Source organism: Streptomyces sp. GESEQ-35 (genome assembly GCF_017948485.1).
Taxonomy (GTDB): Bacteria; Actinomycetota; Actinomycetes; order Streptomycetales; family Streptomycetaceae; genus Streptomyces.
In genome coordinates this window covers 132,869-150,971 of sequence record NZ_JAFFSX010000010.1, presented here as the reverse complement: position 1 = coordinate 150,971, position 18,103 = coordinate 132,869, and the positions used below count along the sequence as shown (strand labels likewise).

The window sequence follows — 18,103 nt, the reverse complement described above, 5'->3', positions numbered from 1 at the left end:
CGTCATGGAGTTCTCCGTCGTCAGGCCTCGCGAGCTCACCGACGCCGACCTCGATGCATGGCGCACGTTCCACGGCGCCGACCCCGCGCTGAACCATCCCTTTCTCGCTCCGGAGTTCACGCTCCTGGTCGGGGACGTACGGCCCGCCGCCCGCGTGGCCGTGGTGTACGACGACGCACGACGTCCGGTGGGTTTCTTCCCGTTCGAACGCCGTGCACTCGGCCTCGGCAAGCCGATCGGATCCGGCGTGAGCGACTTCCAGGGCCTCGTCCACGCCCCCGGCGTGGCCTGGGACCCGGTCGAGCTGCTGCGCGCGTGCGGGCTTCACCTCTGGCAGTTCGACCATCTCGCGGCGGGGCAGGATCCCTTCGTGACGGGGTCCGCGGGGGCCGTACGTCGGGCCGCGTCTCCCGTCATCGGACTGGAGGACGGGTACGACGCGTATCTCGCCCGGCTGAGGCGAAGGTCGCCACGCTTCCTGCGTTCACTCGGCACCAAGGAGCGCCGGCTCTCCCGGGACGCCGGGGATGTGCGCTTCGTGTTCGACGAGTCCGCCCCGCAGGTGCTGGAGACGCTGATGCGGTGGAAGTCCGCCCAGTACCGCGCCAGGGGCCGGGTCGATCAGTTCGCCCGCCCGTGGGTCGTGGCGCTGCTGAGGGAACTGCGGCGCACCCGGTCCGCCGGCTGCACAGGGACGCTGTCGGTGCTGTACGCCGGCGGGCGCCCGGTCGCCTGCCATTTCGGGCCACGCTCGGGCCGTGTACTGTCCTGCTGGTTCCCCGCCTACGACACCGACTTCGCGGCCTGCTCGCCGGGCATCCTGCTCCACCTGAAGATCGTCGAGGCTGCCGCCGCGCAGGGCCTGAGCCTCTACGACCTGGGCAAGGGTGCCGAGCGGTACAAGGACTCCCTCAAGACCGGCGAACTCCCGCTCTTCGAGGGCTGGGTGAGCTGCGGCTCCGCGCCGGCGGCGCTGCGCCGCCTTCAGGCGGACGCTGCGCACGGGGCGCGCCGTGCCGTAGCGGGAAGTCCGGTACTACGCGGTGCCGCCCTGCGGATGCTGCGCGTTGCCGGTCAGTTGACCGAGATGTCCCGCCGTATGGCCCACAGCAGCACCACGCCGGTGTCACCGTAGTCGGGCAGCGTACGGTCCTTGCCGACGCGAATGATGCGCAGGGCGGTCGTGTGCGGGGCGAACACCGAGCGGACCAAGGACGCGTCGATGGGACAGGCCGGCCATTCGGGCGAGCTGCCGATGCGATAGCTCGGCATGTTCTCCATGAAGGCGGCGAGCAGGTGTCCACCCGGCCGGACCGAACGGATGAATGCCCCGCAGAGGCCGGCGAACTCGGCGAAGTCCTCGGTGACACTCTCGGCCACGAAGTGCATCGAAGCGAGGTCGTAGAAGTCCGGTCGGACGGTGCGGGCACTGCCCGGAACGACGACCACGCGGTCCAGCGCCTCGCGCAGCGTCACCGGGAGCGCCGGGTCGAGACGGCGGCACAGGGCGTAGAAGTCCTGCCAGCTGGGGTCGGGCCCCTCGGCCAACTGCCGGGACAGATAAGCGAGGTTGGCGGCACTGGGCTCGACGGCTTCGATGCGGCGGCTCGCCGCGGACGCCACCATGAGCGGGTAGAGATTGGGCCCGGCGCCGAGTTCCAGGGACCGCCCGATGCGCCCGGGACGGAACTGCCGGTAGAAGGCGGAGTGGTGTCGGATGACGGCCACGTCGACCGGGTGGAGCTGCCGGTAGTTCTCGGCCAGGTAGTCCCGGACGGGCCAACGGTCCCAGTCGGCCTCCCTGTTGCGCCGGGAGGAACGCCGCGCGGACGGTGGCCCGGTCATGGATTTGTGCGCGGTATGTCGTCGGCGACCGCGCCGGGCTGGGCCGCGCCGTCGCGCCGTTGCAGGTCGAACCGCTGGGCCAGGCCCGTCAGCGTGTCGGTGAGCTGCTCGATCTCCTGGTCCGTGTTGGACGCCGTGATCTGGATCCGGAAGCCGACGCGCCCGCGCGGGACCAGCGGGTAGGCGGCCAGGGTGACGTAAATGCCCCGGTCCCACAGGAACGCGGCAACCGATTCGAGATCCTTGGCTTGGGCGAGCGGGATCTCGACGATGGGCAGCCCGTCCGCGTTGGGAGTGGCGATGCCCAGGCCACGTACATGCTCGAGCACCCGGGCCGTCTTGCGGTACAGATCGCCGCGGATCGCGTCTCCGCGCCGCGCGTTGACGTCGAATCCGGCCAGCACCGTCGCGAGCGAGGCCGTCGGGGAAGGCCCCGAATACAGGTACGGGGCCGCCGCGACCTTGAGGTGGTCCTTCAGCCCCTTCGGCACTGCGAGGAACGCGAGCAGGGAGGAGTACGCCTTGGAGAAGCCCCCGACCAGCACAATGCCGTCGTAGCTCTCGCCCAGGTGCCGGACGATGCTGTTGCCGCGGGATCCGTACGGCGATGTCTCGGCAGGGCTGCGCTCACCGATCACCCCGAAGCCGTGGGCATCGTCGACGTACAGCAGCGCACCCCTGTCACGGCAGGAGGAGGCCAGTTCCCGGAGGTCGGGGAAGTTCCCCGTCATGCTGTTGACGCCGTCCATGCAGACCAACCGGGGGGCGTCCCCGGGCACGGCCCGTAGCAGCGTGTCGAGCTCGTCCGGGCGGTCGGCATGGAAGCGCTGCACAGTGGTGCCCTGTCCGCGTGCCGCGACGCAGCCCTCGTAGATCGTCCGATGGGCCGTCGCCTCCACGAAGACGTGTCCCCCTTCGGCGAGCAGCGGAATGACGGACTGGTGGATCAAGGTGATGGTGGGGAGCACCAGCGTCTCGGGCGCCCCGAGCAGGTCTGTGAGCCGCTCCTCGATCTGCGGGTACAAGTGGGGGCTGCCGATGAGGCGAGACCAGCTGGGGTGCGTCCCCCACCGGCGGACCTGGGGGCCGATGGCGTCCATGATCTCCGGTTCGAGGTCGAATCCCAGGTAGTTGCAGGAGGCGAAGTCGACGAGCCAATGGTCACCGCAGCGGATCTTTCTGCCGCGGACCTCGTCGATCACCGCGTCGCACATTCGGGTGTCGTGCTTGAGCCGCTCCAGCTCGCGCCACCGGGGATGGCGCCGCATGTCGCCGCTCCCGGACGACCGCCGCCCGACATGCCGGTGCTGTCGTGGCCGACCGACGCTCCGGCTCGCGAGCGGGGCCCTCCCCTCCTGGTCCCTGTACAGGTATGTCGTTGCCTGTTCGGCCGTCATGGGTCGGGCGAAGAGGTAACCCTGTCCGTAGCGGCAGCCCATGGCCGCAAGCAGTTCCCGCTGGCGATGTGTCTCGATGCCCTCGGCGACGACCTGGAGTCCGAGGACGTCGGCGATGCGGACGATCCCTTCGACGAGGGCCACCTGCTGTGGGTCCGTGGTGATGTTGTCGATGAAGGACTTGTCGACCTTGAGCATGTCGATGGGGAAGTCCCGTAGGTAGCTGAGCGACGAGAAGCCAGTGCCGAAGTCGTCGATCGCGATGGACACCCCGAGGTCCTTCAGGGCACTCATCGTGGCTCGGATCTGATCGTCCTGGCGCATCAGGACCGTCTCGGTGAGCTCCATCACGAGGGAACCCGGGGCCAGGCCGGACGTGCCCAGGGCACTTCGCACCTCATCCAGGATTCCGGGGTCGCGGAACTGACGGGCGGAGACGTTGACGTTCACGCGCAACGGGGGTCGGTGCGGCATTTCCCGCTGCCAGCGGGACACATCGGCGGCCGCGCGCTCGAGGACCCATGCGCCCAGCGGGATGATGTGTCCGGTTTCCTCCGCCAGGGTGATGAACTGCCCGGGCAGTACCATGCCGCGCTGCCCGTGGGGCCAGCGGATCAGCGCCTCGAATCCGGCGATTGCGCCACTGCCGACGTCCACGATCGGCTGGTACCGCAGGGCGAAGGAGTGGTCGTTGAGGGCAGCGTCCAGACCTGCCTGGAGTTCGTGCTCCGCGACCAGGCCGGACTGCAGATCGGGATGGTAGCGGCGCCAGCGCCGCTTGCCGTCGGTCTTCGCCGCGTAAAGGGCGAGGTCGGCGTGGGCAAGGAACTCCTCGGCGTCGGCGCTGTCGAGTGCCGTCGCCACCCCCACGCTGGTGGAGACCCTGACCGAGCCGTCGGTCAGGTGGAAGGGTTGGTTGAGCCGCCGCACGATCTGCGCCGCCAGGGCCTCCGCGTCACTGGGCTCCCGCGCTCCCTCGATGAGGATGGCGAACTCGTCGCCGCCGAGGCGGGCCGCGGTGTCGCTGAGCCGGAGCGCCGCACCGAGCCGCTTCGCCACCTCGACGAGGAGTTCGTCACCCACCGAGTGCCCCATGGTGTCGTTGACCACCTTGAAGTCGTCGAGGTCGGCGAAGAGAACGCAGGGGAGGGTGGACTCGCGGCGGCCGCGCAGCAGGGCGCGTTCGATCCGCTCCAGCAGCAGCACCCGGTTCGGCAGTCCCGTGAGCGAGTCGTGGAATGCCCGGTGGGTGAGTTCACGTTCGAGCTGCCGCTGCTCGGTCACGTCCCGCAGGGTGAGGACGAGCCCGTGCACCGTCGGTTCGTCACGGAGGTCACTGCAGCGGGCCTCTATGTCAAGGTGCCCCATGTCGCCACGCAGGACTCTCCAGTCGTTGAGAGTGGGCGCGTCGTTTCCGGCCCGCATCCGTGCGAGAGCGCGGCGGACCCGGTCGGCATCGCTCGGGGCGAGCAGCGTGAGCAGCGGCGTACCAGGGACCAGCGCGTAGCCGAACATGGTGTCGGCCGACGGACTCGCGTAGCGGACGGTGTCGTCGTCGTCGAGGATCAGGATGACGTCCGAGGTGTTGTGGACGAGCGTGCGGAAGTACGCCTCGCTGGTGCGGCGGTTGACCTCCTCGCTGAGGCCGAAGCGCTCCAGGGCCAGGGCGGCTTGCGAGGCAAGGGACTGGGCCGGGCCGGAGATCTCCCGCAGCTTCTTCTCCGGGCCGCCCAGCAGGAGCACGCCGAGCAGTGGCTCGCCGGCGGCGGGCGCCTGAAGGGCCAGGGGGCACAGCAGCGCGTGGGTCGCCGGCCCGAGGGCCGCTGCGACGGCGGGATCGAGCGCGTCGGCCGTGACCAGCCGGCGTCCGTGGGCGAGGAGTTCGGGCAGTTGCGTATCCGGGGTGCGAGAGGCCTCGGCAACGTCGTAGAGCCAGGGGTGACAGCTGGTCGGGATGGCCTGTAGGCGCTTCCGGTGGTCGCGGACCAGCAGCAGCGTCTGCTGCTGCATGCCGGCGCCGAACATGGCGGCGGCCTCCTCCACCGCGCTCGCGACCTCTCGGGGGCCGAGGGCGGCCACGAGGGATGCCGCGGCCACGCGCAGGGAGCGCTCGCGGGCCTCGGCCTTGCGGTGCTCGGTCATCATGACCCACAGCCGGGCGAGCACGAGCAGGAACATGATCCCGGAGAAGATCGAGATGACGGCGACGCCCTGAGGCCAGCCGCGCAGCGTCCGGTACACCAGCAGGGCCGGAGCGATCAGCGAGGCGGCGGCGAGCAGGACGAGCCGGCGCTCCGCGATACCGGGGGCAGGTTCAGGCACGCGCTCGGTCAGGCCGACCATGGAGGGATGCAGCGCCGCCAGGCCCCAGGCGGTGAAGAAGAGCCCCCAGCCGAGGTCGATCGGAGTGCCGACCTGCCAGGTGCCCCGCAGTTGGAGCATCCCGTACACGACGTCGGAGGTGAGCATCGCGACGGTGCCCACCGTGAGCAGTTGCACCGACCGGGAGCGGAGGCCGCCGGGCGTCAGCAGCCGGGCGAGCATGGCCAGCATCAGCACGTCGCCGAGCGGATAGGCGATCGAGATCGCCCGCTCCACCCATGTCAGGCCGGTCAGGGCGGTGAGTGGGGTGATCAGGTGGGCCCAGGAGAGCAGCGCCAGCCCGGAGGTGAGGATCAGCGCGTCCAGCGCGACCGCGAAGTCCCGCCCGTGCCCCCGGGCTCGGATGAAGCCGAAGATTCCGGCGGCGAACAGCGGATAGGTGGCGAGATAGCAGGCGTCCGCCGCCGAGGGGAACGGTTTCGGCTGGTGAAGGTAGCCCTCGATGACGTTGTAGACGGTGTCGCCGGCGACGAAGGTGAAGTTCGCCGAGGCGAGCAGGAACCACGGCCAGCGTTTTGCGGGCCGGTGGAGGTGGACGCCGAGGAGGATCGCCGTCACGCCGACGACGCCGAGGGCCGCCCAGATGACGACGTGCCACGACGGCCAGGTGTAGTAGGCGACGGCGAGCAGGAACATGACACAGAGGTAGGCCGTTGTCCAGCAGCGCAACGGCCCGGCCCGGGAGGCCGCCCGAAGCCGGTGCCGGACGGACGTCCGCACGCGCACGCTCACCATGTGGGGCACGCCCTGTCTGTCGTTGCTGTGCACGGTGACCTGCCGAGGACGCCGGGTGGGTACGGTCGAGTACCCATCCCATCAGTAATGATTTGGTATATTTACGTCGTATACGTACACCTTCCTCCCCCCGGGAGAGAGGGTCAAGGGGTCGTGTTCCCGGCGCAGCGGTCTGTGGAGGCGCGGCATGGCGAACGACTCAGAAGCGCGGCGGAGCCGGCGCGAGCGCCTGACCCGGGAACGCATCCTGACTGCCGCCCTGGGGCTCGTGGACCGGGAAGGACTGTCGGCGCTGAGCATGCGCCGCCTGGCCGCCGAACTCGGCGTGGAAGCGATGGCCCTGTACCGCTACGCCCCCGGCAAGGACGCCCTCCTGGACGGGCTGGTCGAGGCCCTCTTCCTGGAACTGCGCGACACGCTCGACGGCGAGGTCACGGACGGAGCCACATGGCGCGAGCAGGTGCACCGAATGGCCCGCGAGACCTACCGGGTCTCGCTCCGGCACCCCCACGTCGTACCCCTGATCGCGACGCGCATGCTGGCCGTGCCGCTGGCCCGCCGGCCGCTGGCCGTCCTGTGGGAGTACGAGAGGACCCTCGAATGGCTCGAGCAGGCCGGGCTGGACGAGGCCGACGCGGTGACGGCACACCGGGCGATCTCCTCATGGGTGCTCGGCTATGTGTTCGTGGAGCTGAGAGCCATGGTGGACAATCCGGACGAGCCGGATCCGGCGTTCCGGCTGGGTCTGCACCGCATGTCCGCGCAGGAGCTGCCGCGACTCAGGAAGGCGGCGCCCCTGCTCGCCGTACACGCCGGGGAGGCAGCATTGACCGAGGGGCTGGACGCGCTGCTCGGCCGCTTCGTGCCCCAGAGGGCCGGTGCACCACGAACGTCACCTTCGGCCTCGCCGCCCCGGCCACCGAGCCGTTGATCACATCGAGATCTTCCCGGCTGCGGTCGTCCGGCAAGTGCCAGGGTCGGTCTGTACGCTCGCACGATGCCTTACGTACTGCTGGCATGCGCCATCGGCACCGACGTTGCCGCAACCTGTGCGCTGAAGTACAGCGTGGGACTGACCCGGCTGTGGCCGTCGGTGATCACCGTCGCCGGCTACGTGCTCTCCTTCTACCTGTTCGCTCTGGCACTCAAATCGATGTCGGTCGGCACGGCCTACGCCATCTGGTCGGGCGTGGGAACCGCCACGATCGCCGCGATCGGGGTCCTGTTCATGGGTGAATCCATGACCGCCGCCAAGGCCGTCGGCATCGCACTGGTCATCGGCGGCGTGGTGCTGCTCAACCTCGGCGGGGTCGCTCACTGACTGGGCCGCCGGGGAATGCCGTACGCCCGCTCCACCCTCAGGCGCAGCACCACCCGCCCGTCGCGGACCATCGCGGCCCGGTAGTCGTCCCAGTCGGGATGCTCGCCCCTGACGTCGCGGTAGAGGCGGATCAGTTCCTCGACCGTGTCGTCGTACGGGTCCTTCGCGACGGGCGTGAGGTCGGCCGTGCCCTCGGCGACCGTGTAGGCCCAGGCGTCGGGGGTGGTCACGTGGTACGACGCGCGTGGGTCCCGGCGCAGATTGCGGGTCTTGGCGCGGTCGTCCGTGATCGAGACCCGGATGATCCGCTCGTCCGGGTAGTAGGCGTGGTTGACGTTCGACAGCTGGGGCCGTCCGTCGCCCTTGATGGTGACCAGCACGCCGGCCTTGGTCTCGGAGAGCAGCGCCAGCAGTGCGTCCTGTGACGAGTCGTGAGTCATGTCGGGTTCAACTGGCGCGGCGCCCCGACACATTCCCGCAGTAGACAGTGTCTACTGCCACCTGGTAGACACTGTCTATGGATGATTCCGAGACGGGACTGCGCGCCCGGCTGATCGATGTCGGTGTGGAGCTGGTGGCCACGGAGGGCGCGCAGGCGCTGACCCTGCGGGAGATCGCACGCCGTGCCGGTGTGTCGCACGGGGCGCCGCGCCGCTACTTCCCCACGCACCTGGAGCTGCTGTCGGCCATCGCGCGCGTGGGTTTCGCCGAACTCGGGGAGCGGGCGGCGGCCGTCGCGAAGGGTGCTCCGACGGCGAGGGTGGAGACGTTGGGGCGGGTCTATCTGGAGTTCGCGCTCGGCAACCGCGGCATGTACGAGTTGATGTTCCGTCACGATCTGCTGGAGAGCGGCCACTTGGGTCTTCGGGACACCAGCCTGCCGTTGTTCGGGCGCCTGGTGGATCTCGTCGGCCGGGCCCGCCCCGACGCGGACGCCCGGCTCGTCGCGGGCGCGCTCTGGGCGAACCTGCACGGCATCGCCCAGCTGTGGGGCTGGGGCAGCCTCCAACTCGCCACGAACACCGAGGACTTCGAGCCGTTGCTGCGGGCAGCCCTGGACGCGCATCTCGGCAACGACCGGTGAACCGCCGACTCACACTCACGGCGAGCGTCTCCGGGGCGGTGATCGTCGCCCAGCCCACCCAACCCGAGCACATCTACACGCGCAGCAGCTGTACACCCTCAGACGGGTTCGTTAAAGGATGCGGCACCTGTCCCACCTAAAGGGGCGCGGGGAACTGCGCGACCAGCCACAACGGACCCGCACCCGCGTACCTCCTTGCCCCCCCACGGCGCCCAGGCGCATCTGCCAAGCCGCCGCAGGCCCGCTCGTGGGCGGTGTTCTTCGTCAATGTCGTGCCGGCCCTGGTGTTCGGTGTGCTCGCGCTCGCCGTACGGCAGCCGCGGCGGCCCGCGTCCCGCACCGCACTCGATCTCCCCGGCGCCCTCCTGCTCGCGGTGGCCCTCGCCTGTCTGGTCCACACCCTGGTCTCCGGCTGGACCGCCGCGAGCGCGCTCGGCCTGGTCGCGGCTGCCCTCTTCGTCTGGCACGAGCGTCGCGCGGTGAGCCCTCTGCTGCCGCCGGACCTCATCCGCTCACCCGCGGTCGGCTCGGCGCTCGGCATCCTGGTCACCGCCTCGGCGGCGCTGTCCGGCACGCTGTTCGTAGGGACGTACGTCTTGCAGGACGGCCTCGGTCTGGACCCGTTCCAGAGCGCCCTGCGCAGTCTGCCGCTGGCGGTGCTGATGGTGGCGGCGGCTCCAATGTGCGCGGTGCTGCTGCGCCGGGCGGGGGCGCGTCGTACGACCGTGGGCGCCATGGCCGTACTCGCCCTCGGGATCCTGGTCCTCGCCGGGGCGTCGGACACCCTCGCCCTCTGCACCGGGTTCGCGCTGCTCGGGGCCGGGTTCGGCACGGTGATGGTGGCGGCCACCCATGTCGTCGTACGGCAGGCCGCGGTCGCGTCGGCCGGGGTGGCGGGCGGCTTGCAGCAGACCGCGATGAACATCGGCCCGACGGTGGGCGTGGCCGTCGCCACCCCGCTGATGGGGTTCGGCCCCGGGTTGCCGCTGGCCGTGCTCGCCGTCGTGGCGTCGGCCGGTGCGGTGGTGGGGCTTGCGTTGCCTGTGCGTTCCGACACGTCGGGGGTCAATCGTGCCCGACGGGGCGGCCGTATACGCATTCCTACGCGACCATGAGGTCTGAGGGCGTTCCGGCGGGGTATGTCGGACCGCACCTCGACGAACGCGACGGAGGACACGGAATGGCACTGCTGCGACAAGAGGTCGACCCGGACGAAGTGGGGCTGGACGGGAAGGCGCTGGACCGCCTCGACCAGTACTTCGCCCACTACGTCGACGAGGGACGGCTGCCCGGCTACCTGGTGGCCGTCGCGCGCGGCGGACGTGTCGCCCATCTGACGACGCACGGCCGGCGCGATGTCGCGGCCGGACTGCCCGTCGAGGCGGACACTCTGTGGCGGATGTACTCCATGACCAAGCCGGTCACCGCGGTCGCCGCGCTGCTGCTGATGGAGGAGGGCAGGCTGTCGCTCGACGACCCGGTCGCCGAGCACCTGCCGGTCTTCGCCGACGCCCGGGTGTACGACAGCGGCTCCGGCGCCGATCTCAGGACCCGCCCCGCCGCCGAGCCGATGCGGATCCGGCATCTGCTCACCCACACCTCGGGCCTGACCTTCGCCTTCTACCACTCCCACCCCGTCGACGCCCTCTACCGCGAGGCCAACCTGGAGTCGTCGGTGCCGCCGGGCGCCAACCTGGCCCAGACGATCGACGTGTACGCGAGTCTGCCGCTCCAGTTCGAACCGGGCACGCAGTGGAACTACTCGGTGGCGTCGAATGTCCTGGGCCGGGTCATCGAGGTCGCGTCCGGGCAGCCGCTCGACGCGTTCTACAAGGAGCGCGTCTTCGGACCGCTCGGGATGACCGACGCCGGGTTCCAGGTCTCCGCCGAACAGGCGGGCAGGCTGTCCGAGTTGTACGGCGAGACCGAGGGCGGCTCCATCGAGCCGATCCCCGGGCTGCCGCTGCACGGCAGACCCAGGTTCCTGTCCGGCAGCGGCGGCATGGTGGCCGGCGCGTACGACGTGCACCGCTTCATGGAGTTGCTGCGGCGCCGCGGCGAACTCGACGGCGTCCGCCTGCTCGCCCCCGAGACCGTGGACCTGATGACCGCCAACCACCTCCCCGGCGGCGCCGATCTGCGCTCGTTCGGCAGCCGCCCGCACGACGAGCCGGGCAACGCGGGCGTCGGCTTCGGCTTCAGTGTCTCCGTGGTGATCGACCCGGACCGGACGTCTGCCCCCTCCGGGCTGGGCACATACGGCTGGACCGGGGTCGCGACGACGACGTTCTGGGTCGACCCGAGCCGCGATCTGACCGTGCAGTTCATGACCCAGGTACGGCCCCGGACCTCGCACACGATGTTCCCGGACCTCAAGAGGCTCGTGCACGAGGCCGTCACGGACTGATCAGCGCAGCGTGAACTCGACGCCCTCCCGGGCGAGTTCGGCCAGCCACTCCTGCGACCGGGCCGCGGTCTCGGCGGCGCGGTTCAGGCCGGGCGGCAACGAGCCGTCCAGGATGTGCCGGACGCCGAGCGCGAGAGTGCGGGAGACGCAGCGGGCCATCGCGCTCTCCTCCGCGTCACCGGTCAGGTCGAGGAGGTAGCTCCCCGACCACTCGTTCACCTCCAGCGACACCGCCAGAACCACCCGGTCCCGGTCGGCCTCCGTGGTCGGGTAAGCGGCAGCCAACTCCTGTGCCAGCGCAGCGATCCGGGCATCGTCGCCGGCCTTCAGCTCCTCGAAGACGGCGTCCCAGGCCCGCAGCCAGCCCGCCAGTCGCAACGTGCCGCGGACGAAGGTCCGCGGTTTCCAGGCGGGCGGCAGTCCGTACTGCTCGACGAAGGGCAGGCTGTCGCGGTTGGGGTAGACCTCGAAGGTCTCGCCGTCGACGACATGCTCCCGGGTCGCCTCCCAGGGGCGGTCCGCGACCGTCTCCGCGCCGTCCGCGATGTAACGGGCGGGCGAGCGCAGGGCGCCCAGCACCCCGGCCGGCGCCCAGCTGAAGCGGTACCTGAAGTCGTTCGGGACGGCGGGGACGCCACCGCAGTACGAGGTGAGGCGGTACGAGGCCGACGTCTCGTCGCCGATCGCCTCCCGGGCGCGGGCGACCAGACTGTGCGCGAAAAGGTGGTCGATACCGGGGTCGAGACCGGCCTCGGTGAGGACGACGGTCCCGGCCGACTCGGCAGCGGGCACCTGGTCGAGGACCGCGTCCGACACATAGCTGGAGCAGGCGAAATGCGCTCTCCCCCGCACACAGGCCGCCAGGATTCCGGCGTGTTCGGGCGCGGGCAGCATCGATACGACGACGTCACCGGGCGCCAGCTCGGCGATGAGCGCGTCAAGCGTGTAGGCGCGGGGCTCGGCGCGACCGGTGAGACCCCGCTCGTCCAGGGCCTGGGCGGCGCGCTTCTCGGTGCGGTGCCACAGCCGTACCCGCTCGGCCGTGTCGCACAGCGCCGCGAGACCGCTGCCCGTGGACAGACCGGCGCCGATCCAGTGAACGGTGCCGCTCGCCCGAACGACGTCACGCATGACGGAACTCCCCTTCTACGATGCTTCTACGACGCCGAGTTCACGGCAGGCCTGGTGGAACCGGTCCAGACAGCGCCCCCACGGCCCGCCGGTCTCGAAGTCCAGCAGCTGAGGCAGCAGCGACGCCGAGAAGTCGGTGCTGGACTCCCGGGGCAGCAGGGACGGCAGGTTGTCGATGGCGATGAGGTCCAGCGGGGGTTCCTTGCGCAGACGGCGGACCGGGTCCGTCCAGTCGGTGACGCGGTCGTAGACCGGCAGCACGTTCAGGGGCGAGCCGACGTCGCAGGTGACGTCGCACAGGGTGCGCAGACGGCGGGCCGGGTCGTCGAGGTCCTCCTCCCTGACGAAGGGCGGGATGGGGGTGGTGGCGAGTACGGCGTTGACCATCACTTCGTGGTCGAGGAGGGCCCGGCGGTCCAGGTCGCGGGTCTCGGCGAGGTCCCAGCAGGTCGGGTCCAGCCCGGCGACATGCAGGGCCACACGCGCGCCGCGCCCGCTGCGGCCGAGAGCTCCGATCACCAGCGCGGTGAACTCCTCCCCGGGCGCCTGGAGCGCGTCGTCCAGTTCCTCCTTGGACGTGGGCCGCAGGGGCGCCCGGAGGCTGCCGCGGTGCTGGAGCACCGCAAGGGCCGCGCCCAGGTAGCCCGCCCAGAAACCGAAGGCGGCGAGCCGGCGGCCGTCGTCGTCCACCAGGTACTCCAGGTCGAGGAGTACTCCGCCTCCCGCTGCGAACCGGCGCAGCAGGTCCGCCGCGCCGGGCTGCCGCTTGTAGGCGTGGCCGAAGAAGATGTGCCGGTGTTTCAACATGGCCGGCTCGTCCGGGAGTTCCTTCAGTCCGAGGACGACGGCGTCCTCGGGCGCCGACACCCACGAGCCCGCCGCCGCGACCCGGCAGCCGACCGCCTCGTACTCCTCGATCGGGAAGATCCGCTGCGGTGACTCCTCGACGGTCAGCACCGCTCCTCTGTCGACGAGGCGCCGTGCGTCGGACGGCACGATCGGTGTGCGGCGCTCGGTGGAACGGGCCTCGTGGCGCAGCCACAGGTGGAGCTCGGTCATACGAGATTGGCCTCCGGGCGCGGGGCATCGGCCGCGAACCGGCCGGCGCTGAGCGGGCTGACGTCCACGAAGGGTACGCGGCCGAGGTACAGGTCGCGGACGACCTCGCCGACGGCGGGTCCCTGGAGGAAGCCATGGCCGGAGAAGCCCGTCGCGTAGAGGAAACGGGAGGGTGAAGTCGCCTCGCCGATCAGGGCGTTGTGGTCGGGGGTGTTCTCGTACAGGCCCGCCCAGCCGCCGGTGCGGCGCAGGTCGGTCAGGGCGGGGGCGCGGCGCTGCATGGCCTCGTACAGGCGGGGGATCCAGCGGTCGTGGGGGTCGGCGGCGAAGCCGGGGCGCTCGTCGGGGTCGGACATGCCGAGGAGGAGGCCGGGGCCCTCGGTGTGGAAGTAGAGGCTGGTGGTGAAGTCGATGGTCATCGGCAGGTCGGGCGGGAGTCCCTGGACCGGCTCGGTGACGGCGATCTGGCGGCGTAACGGCTCGACCGGCAGCTCCACGCCCGCCATGGCGCCGACGGCCCTCGACCAGGCGCCGGCCGCGCAGATGACGGTGTCGGTGGTGATCCGGCCCAGGGTCGTCAGCACGGCGGTGACGGTGTCGCCGTCCCGTTCGATGCCGGTGACGTCGGTGTGCCGCAGGATGCGCGCGCCGTACTCGCGGGCGGCGGCCGCGTAGCCGTGGACCACGGCCTCCGGGGTGCAGTGGCCGTCGTCCGGCGAGAACGCTGCCGCCAGTACCCCGTCCGTGGTGATGAGCGGGGACAGCCGGTGCGCCTCCGCCGGGTCGATCATGCGGCTGGGCACGCCGAGGGCGTTCTGCAACCGGACGCCCGCCTCGAAACTCGCGACCTCCTCGGGCGTGGACAGCAGGAAGAGGTAGCCGACCCGGTGCAGCCCGATGTCGTGGCCGACCTCGTCCTGGAAGCGGCCGAACGCCTCCAGGCTGCGCGCGCCGAGCTGGATGTTGAGCTCGTCGGAGAACTGCGCCCGGACTCCGCCCGCGGCCTTCGAGGTGGATCCGGCGGCGAGTTCGTCCCGTTCGACCAGGACGACGTCCCGCACGCCGGCGCGGGCGAGGTGGTAGGCGATGCTCGTGCCCATCACCCCGCCGCCGATGACGACGACCCGAGCTTTCAGCTTCACGCTGGTTCCTCCTTGGCGGCGTGGATCACGGCCCAGGCCGCCGCGGCGTCCTGGATGCCGAGTCCGACGCTGTTGTAGTGGACGATGTCGCCGGGTGCGGTGCGTGCGGTACGGCGGCCGGTGACGACGGCACCGAGCGGGACCAGGTCGTCGACGGTGAGCAGGCCTTCCCGCAGGGCGTCCACGACCGGTCCCGCATGCTCCGCCGCGGTCGCCACGTCGTCCACGACGACGGCCGCCGACCGCCGCAGGACGTCGGCGTCGACCTCTCGCCGGGTCGGCTCGAACGACCCGACGCTGACGACCGTGCACCCGGGCGCGAGCCACTCCCCGCGCACGACCGGTGTGGTGCTGAGCGTGCAGGCGGCGACCAGTGACGCGTCCGCCACGGCTTCCTCGGCGGTGCCGAACTGCTCGGTGGCGACACCCAGTTCGGCGCTGAGCGCCTCGGCGGCGCGGGCGCGGCGCTCCGGAGTCGGACTCCACACGCGTACGGACTTCAGGTCCCGCACCCGGGAGAACGCCCGCGCATGGGCGAGGGCCTGGGTGCCCGAGCCGAGCAGGGCGAGGTCCGCGGCGGCGGGCACGGCCAGGGCGTCGACGGCGACGGCGCTGCCCGCGGCCGTGCGCAGGGTCGTCACCGCGGTGCCGTCCATGACGGCGGCGAGGCGGCCCGTGTCCGGGTCGAGCGCGGTGATCACGGCATGCACGGTGGGCAGTCCCGCCGCCGCGTTGCCCGGGTTGACGCTGCCGAACTTCCCGACGGCCCCGGTGTCCGCGGACAGCCGGGAGACGTACGAGAAGACGACGCTGTCGTCGAAGCGGCTCGGATGCATGATCTTCCCGGGCAGGTCGGCGGTCTGCGCGCCGAGGGCGGCGAAGGCCGCGCGCTGCGACGCGATCGCCGTGTCGACGCCGAGCAGGCGCCGCACCTGGTCCCCGGAGAGGAAGAGGACGTCGTCGGTCATTCCCTCTTCCTGTCCGGACCGGAGCCACGGGAATCAGGACCAGTGCGCCACAGCGTCCAGATGGGGCAGGTGATGGTCGAGACGCTCCCGTTTTGTCCGCAGATAGGTGATGTTGTTCTCACACGGCGGTATGAGCAGCGGGACCTGCTCGGCGACCTTGATGCCGTGCTCCAGCAACGCCTCCCGCTTGCGCGGGTTGTTCGACATCAGACGGACCGAGCGCACACCCAGGTCGTCGAGGATCCGGGCGGCGACGCCGTAGTCGCGGGCGTCCACCGGCAGGCCGAGCGCGAGGTTCGCCTCGACGGTGTCCAGGCCCTCCGCCTGCAACGCCATCGCGCGCAGCTTGCCGAGCAGGCCGATGCCTCGGCCCTCGTGCCCGCGCAGATAGACGACGACACCGCGCCCCGCGGCGACGACGGCGCGCAGTGCGGAGGCGAGCTGGTCGCCGCACTCGCAGTGCTGGGAGCCGAAGGCGTCGCCGGTGAGGCATTCGGAATGCAGCCGGGTGAGGACGTCGTCCGTGCCGATGTCACCGTGGACCAGGGCCACTTGCTCATCACCGCGATCGTGGTCGAGATAGCCGACCGCGCGGAATTCCCCGTACACCGTGGGCAAGGGCGCATTCACGACGCGCTCGACGCCGGTCCGCTGTGGAGACTTCGTGCCGAGTACGCCAAGGTTTTCTGTCATGATCTGGTTCCTAAGCAGAGACGAAAGGCCGTGAGGAAATGAGTGGTTCGGGAACGCGTTCGGCGGCATACGGGCTGTTGCCGGCGGACACCACGGAAGACGTACGCACACGCGGGGCAGGCGTCTCACGGCAGATCGCCGTCCTTCCCGTCGGGAGCTTCGAACAGCACGGCCCCTTCCTTCCGCTCGCCACTGACACGCTCGTCGCCTGTGCCGTCGCACGCGAGATCGCCGCTGCTCACCCGGTGCACCTCCTTCCTCCGGTGACGATCTCCTGCTCGCACGAGCATGCGGCCTGGCCGGGGACCGTCAGCATCTCCTCCGTCACCCTTCACGCGGTGATACGGGACATAGCGGCTTCGCTCCGCCGGTCGGGCGTCGACGCGCTGGTGCTGGTCAACGGGCACGGCGGAAACTATGTACTGGGAAACGTCGTTCAGGAATCCTCCGCGCACGGTGAATCGATGGCGCTGTTCCCGGCCGCGGAGGACTGGGAGACGGCGCGGGAGCGGGCGGGGGTGCGGACCTCGCTGCTCACGGACATGCACGCGGGGGAAATAGAAACCTCCATCCTTCTGCACGCTCATCCCGAATTGGTCAGGACCGGTTATGAGACCGGGGATTTCGTCGCGGACGACCGGCGTCATCTGCTGACCCTCGGAATGTCCGCCTATACCGATTCGGGTGTCATCGGGCGTCCTTCGCTGGGTTCGCCGGAAAAAGGGAAGGCGTTGCTGGAGAGCCTCGCGGATTCCTTCGGCGCGTATGTGTCCTTGTTCACCGGTGACGCACGCGGGTAGCGCGCCCGGGCCGGTGCGCGCAGTCCCGTGTACCAGCGGGCGACCAGGACGAGGAGGCCGGGCAGGCTCGCCGCGAAGCTGAGCACGCCGTACACGACGGCGACGGCGAGTCCGCTGCTCGCACCGAGCCCGGCGGCACCGAACGCCCAGGCGGTGACGCCCTCCCGGGGTCCCCAGCCGCCGACGTTCAGCGGCAGGCCCATGGCGAGCAGGGCGAGCACCGCGATCGGCAGCAGTACGGCGACGGAGGCGGCGGAGCCCGCGACGCGGGCCGCGAGCACGAACATCGCGAGGTGACCGGCCAGCACGAGGACGGACGACACGACGATGCCGGGCCAGTTGCGGCGGGACAGCAGTCCCCTGCGTGCCTCGCCGAGCGTCGAGCGCAAGGCGCGCCCGCGGCGGGAGGACGCCCGGTTCATGCGCAGCGCGAGGACGACCGCGCTCGCGCCCAGCGCCGCGAACAGGAGCAGCGGCGCGAACTGCCGGGCCTGGGCCAGCACCGGTGACGGCATGGTCAGCAGCACCGCGACACCGACGACGGCCAGCACGGCCTGTCCGGCGGCCCGTTCGATCACGACCGCCCGCACTCCGCGCCCGACGTCACCCTCGCTCTTCCCGTGCCGCACCGCCCGGTGCACATCCCCGAGAACGCCGCCGGGCAGGGCCGCGTTCAGGAACAGCGCCCGGTAGTAGTCGGCCACGGCCGGCCCGAACGGCAGCCGGATCCGCAGCCCACGCGCCACCAGCGCCCAGCGCCAGGCGCTCAGCACGGTGGTGACGAGGCCGATCCCGACGGCCACGACCAGCGTCATCGCGTCGATGCGCCGCAGCCCGTCCAGGAAGACGCCGGTGCCCATGCGCCACAGCAGCACGGTGAGGATGGTGACGCCCGCGATGGTGCCGAGGTGGGGGCGCAGGCGACGCAGGAGGGTGGGGCGGCGATCCATGGCGGGCGGGGCGTCTTCGGCGGTCCCGCGCACACCGGCGACCGGGCCGGGCACCGTGGCCGACGGCGCTTCCACGACGGTCTCGCGTGCGTCGGCGTGGGTCGGAACGGTTCGCATCGCGGTGGCGGGCGGCGTGACGCGGCCGCCCGTACCGACCCGCACCAGCGCGCGGACCCCCGCTGCCGCACG

Annotated in this window: 15 protein-coding genes and 1 pseudogene; 7 read left to right on the top strand and 9 right to left on the bottom strand. The window is 70.9% G+C overall.

Annotated elements, in window-relative coordinates; genetic code table 11:
- The first annotated feature begins 4 nt into the window (after positions 1-4).
- The gene (locus KCH87_RS21200; RefSeq protein WP_210587742.1) at positions 5-1,135 is read left to right on the top strand and encodes a GNAT family N-acetyltransferase; all 1,131 of its coding nucleotides are present in this window, start codon (positions 5-7) and stop codon (positions 1,133-1,135) included.
- Here the strand turns inward: KCH87_RS21200 and KCH87_RS21195 are convergent.
- Positions 1,075-1,845 (bottom strand): class I SAM-dependent methyltransferase, encoded by a 771-nt coding sequence (locus KCH87_RS21195; RefSeq protein ID WP_210587741.1) that lies wholly within the window; start codon positions 1,843-1,845, stop codon positions 1,075-1,077. The two genes, KCH87_RS21200 and KCH87_RS21195, sit on opposite strands and share 61 nt — an antisense overlap.
- Entirely contained in the window at positions 1,842-6,260 is a 4,419-nt protein-coding gene (locus KCH87_RS21190; RefSeq protein WP_210587898.1) for an aminotransferase class I/II-fold pyridoxal phosphate-dependent enzyme, read from the bottom strand. Before KCH87_RS21190 ends, KCH87_RS21195 begins: the two co-directional genes overlap by 4 nt.
- A gap of 286 nt (positions 6,261-6,546) precedes the next feature.
- On the opposite strand from KCH87_RS21190, the gene KCH87_RS21185 reads away from it, so the two are divergent.
- Together KCH87_RS21185 and KCH87_RS21180 are read left to right on the top strand one after the other, a co-directional pair.
- The gene (locus tag KCH87_RS21185; protein WP_210587740.1) at positions 6,547-7,290 is read left to right on the top strand and encodes a TetR/AcrR family transcriptional regulator; all 744 of its coding nucleotides are present in this window, start codon (positions 6,547-6,549) and stop codon (positions 7,288-7,290) included.
- Between the two features lie 66 nt (positions 7,291-7,356).
- Positions 7,357-7,680 (top strand): multidrug efflux SMR transporter, encoded by a 324-nt coding sequence (locus KCH87_RS21180; RefSeq protein WP_210587739.1) that lies wholly within the window; start codon positions 7,357-7,359, stop codon positions 7,678-7,680.
- Here the strand turns inward: KCH87_RS21180 and KCH87_RS21175 are convergent.
- Entirely contained in the window at positions 7,674-8,120 is a 447-nt protein-coding gene (locus KCH87_RS21175; RefSeq protein ID WP_210587738.1) for a PPOX class F420-dependent oxidoreductase, read from the bottom strand. The two genes, KCH87_RS21180 and KCH87_RS21175, sit on opposite strands and share 7 nt — an antisense overlap.
- A gap of 77 nt (positions 8,121-8,197) precedes the next feature.
- Between KCH87_RS21175 and KCH87_RS21170 the strand changes: the two genes are divergently transcribed.
- The 3 genes from KCH87_RS21170 (at position 8,198) to KCH87_RS21160 (ending at position 11,171) form a co-directional block, all read left to right on the top strand.
- On the top strand, positions 8,198-8,764 hold the full coding sequence (locus KCH87_RS21170) for a TetR/AcrR family transcriptional regulator (RefSeq protein ID WP_210587737.1): 567 nt from the start codon (positions 8,198-8,200) through the stop codon (positions 8,762-8,764).
- A gap of 254 nt (positions 8,765-9,018) precedes the next feature.
- A complete protein-coding gene (locus KCH87_RS21165; protein WP_210587736.1) occupies positions 9,019-9,879 on the top strand; it encodes an MFS transporter in 861 nt (286 codons plus the stop codon).
- Positions 9,880-9,944: 65 nt separating this feature from the next.
- Complete coding sequence (locus KCH87_RS21160; protein WP_210587735.1) at positions 9,945-11,171, top strand: serine hydrolase; 1,227 nt, start codon at positions 9,945-9,947, stop codon at positions 11,169-11,171.
- Here KCH87_RS21160 and KCH87_RS21155 read toward each other — a convergent pair whose 3' ends face one another.
- Genes KCH87_RS21155 through ribA form a run of 5 tightly spaced genes read right to left on the bottom strand, consistent with a single transcriptional unit; the run spans position 11,172 to position 16,164 of the window.
- Positions 11,172-12,302, bottom strand: coding sequence for a saccharopine dehydrogenase family protein (locus KCH87_RS21155; protein WP_210587734.1), 1,131 nt, complete (start codon positions 12,300-12,302; stop codon positions 11,172-11,174).
- Positions 12,303-12,317: 15 nt separating this feature from the next.
- Complete coding sequence (locus tag KCH87_RS21150; RefSeq protein ID WP_210587733.1) at positions 12,318-13,361, bottom strand: saccharopine dehydrogenase; 1,044 nt, start codon at positions 13,359-13,361, stop codon at positions 12,318-12,320.
- Entirely contained in the window at positions 13,358-14,503 is a 1,146-nt protein-coding gene (locus KCH87_RS21145; protein WP_210587732.1) for an FAD-binding oxidoreductase, read from the bottom strand. Before KCH87_RS21145 ends, KCH87_RS21150 begins: the two co-directional genes overlap by 4 nt.
- Complete coding sequence (locus KCH87_RS21140; protein ID WP_210587731.1) at positions 14,500-15,471, bottom strand: ornithine cyclodeaminase family protein; 972 nt, start codon at positions 15,469-15,471, stop codon at positions 14,500-14,502. Before KCH87_RS21140 ends, KCH87_RS21145 begins: the two co-directional genes overlap by 4 nt.
- A gap of 33 nt (positions 15,472-15,504) precedes the next feature.
- Entirely contained in the window at positions 15,505-16,164 is a 660-nt protein-coding gene (gene ribA / locus KCH87_RS21135) for a GTP cyclohydrolase II (protein ID WP_210587730.1), read from the bottom strand.
- Between the two features lie 38 nt (positions 16,165-16,202).
- On the opposite strand from ribA, the gene KCH87_RS21130 reads away from it, so the two are divergent.
- A complete protein-coding gene (locus KCH87_RS21130) occupies positions 16,203-16,964 on the top strand; it encodes a creatininase family protein (RefSeq protein ID WP_210587729.1) in 762 nt (253 codons plus the stop codon).
- A gap of 74 nt (positions 16,965-17,038) precedes the next feature.
- On the opposite strand, the pseudogene KCH87_RS50460 reads toward KCH87_RS21130, so the two are convergent.
- Positions 17,039-17,914: pseudogene (locus tag KCH87_RS50460) on the bottom strand (lysylphosphatidylglycerol synthase transmembrane domain-containing protein); the annotation flags it as partial.
- Between the last annotated feature and the right edge of the window lie 189 nt (positions 17,915-18,103).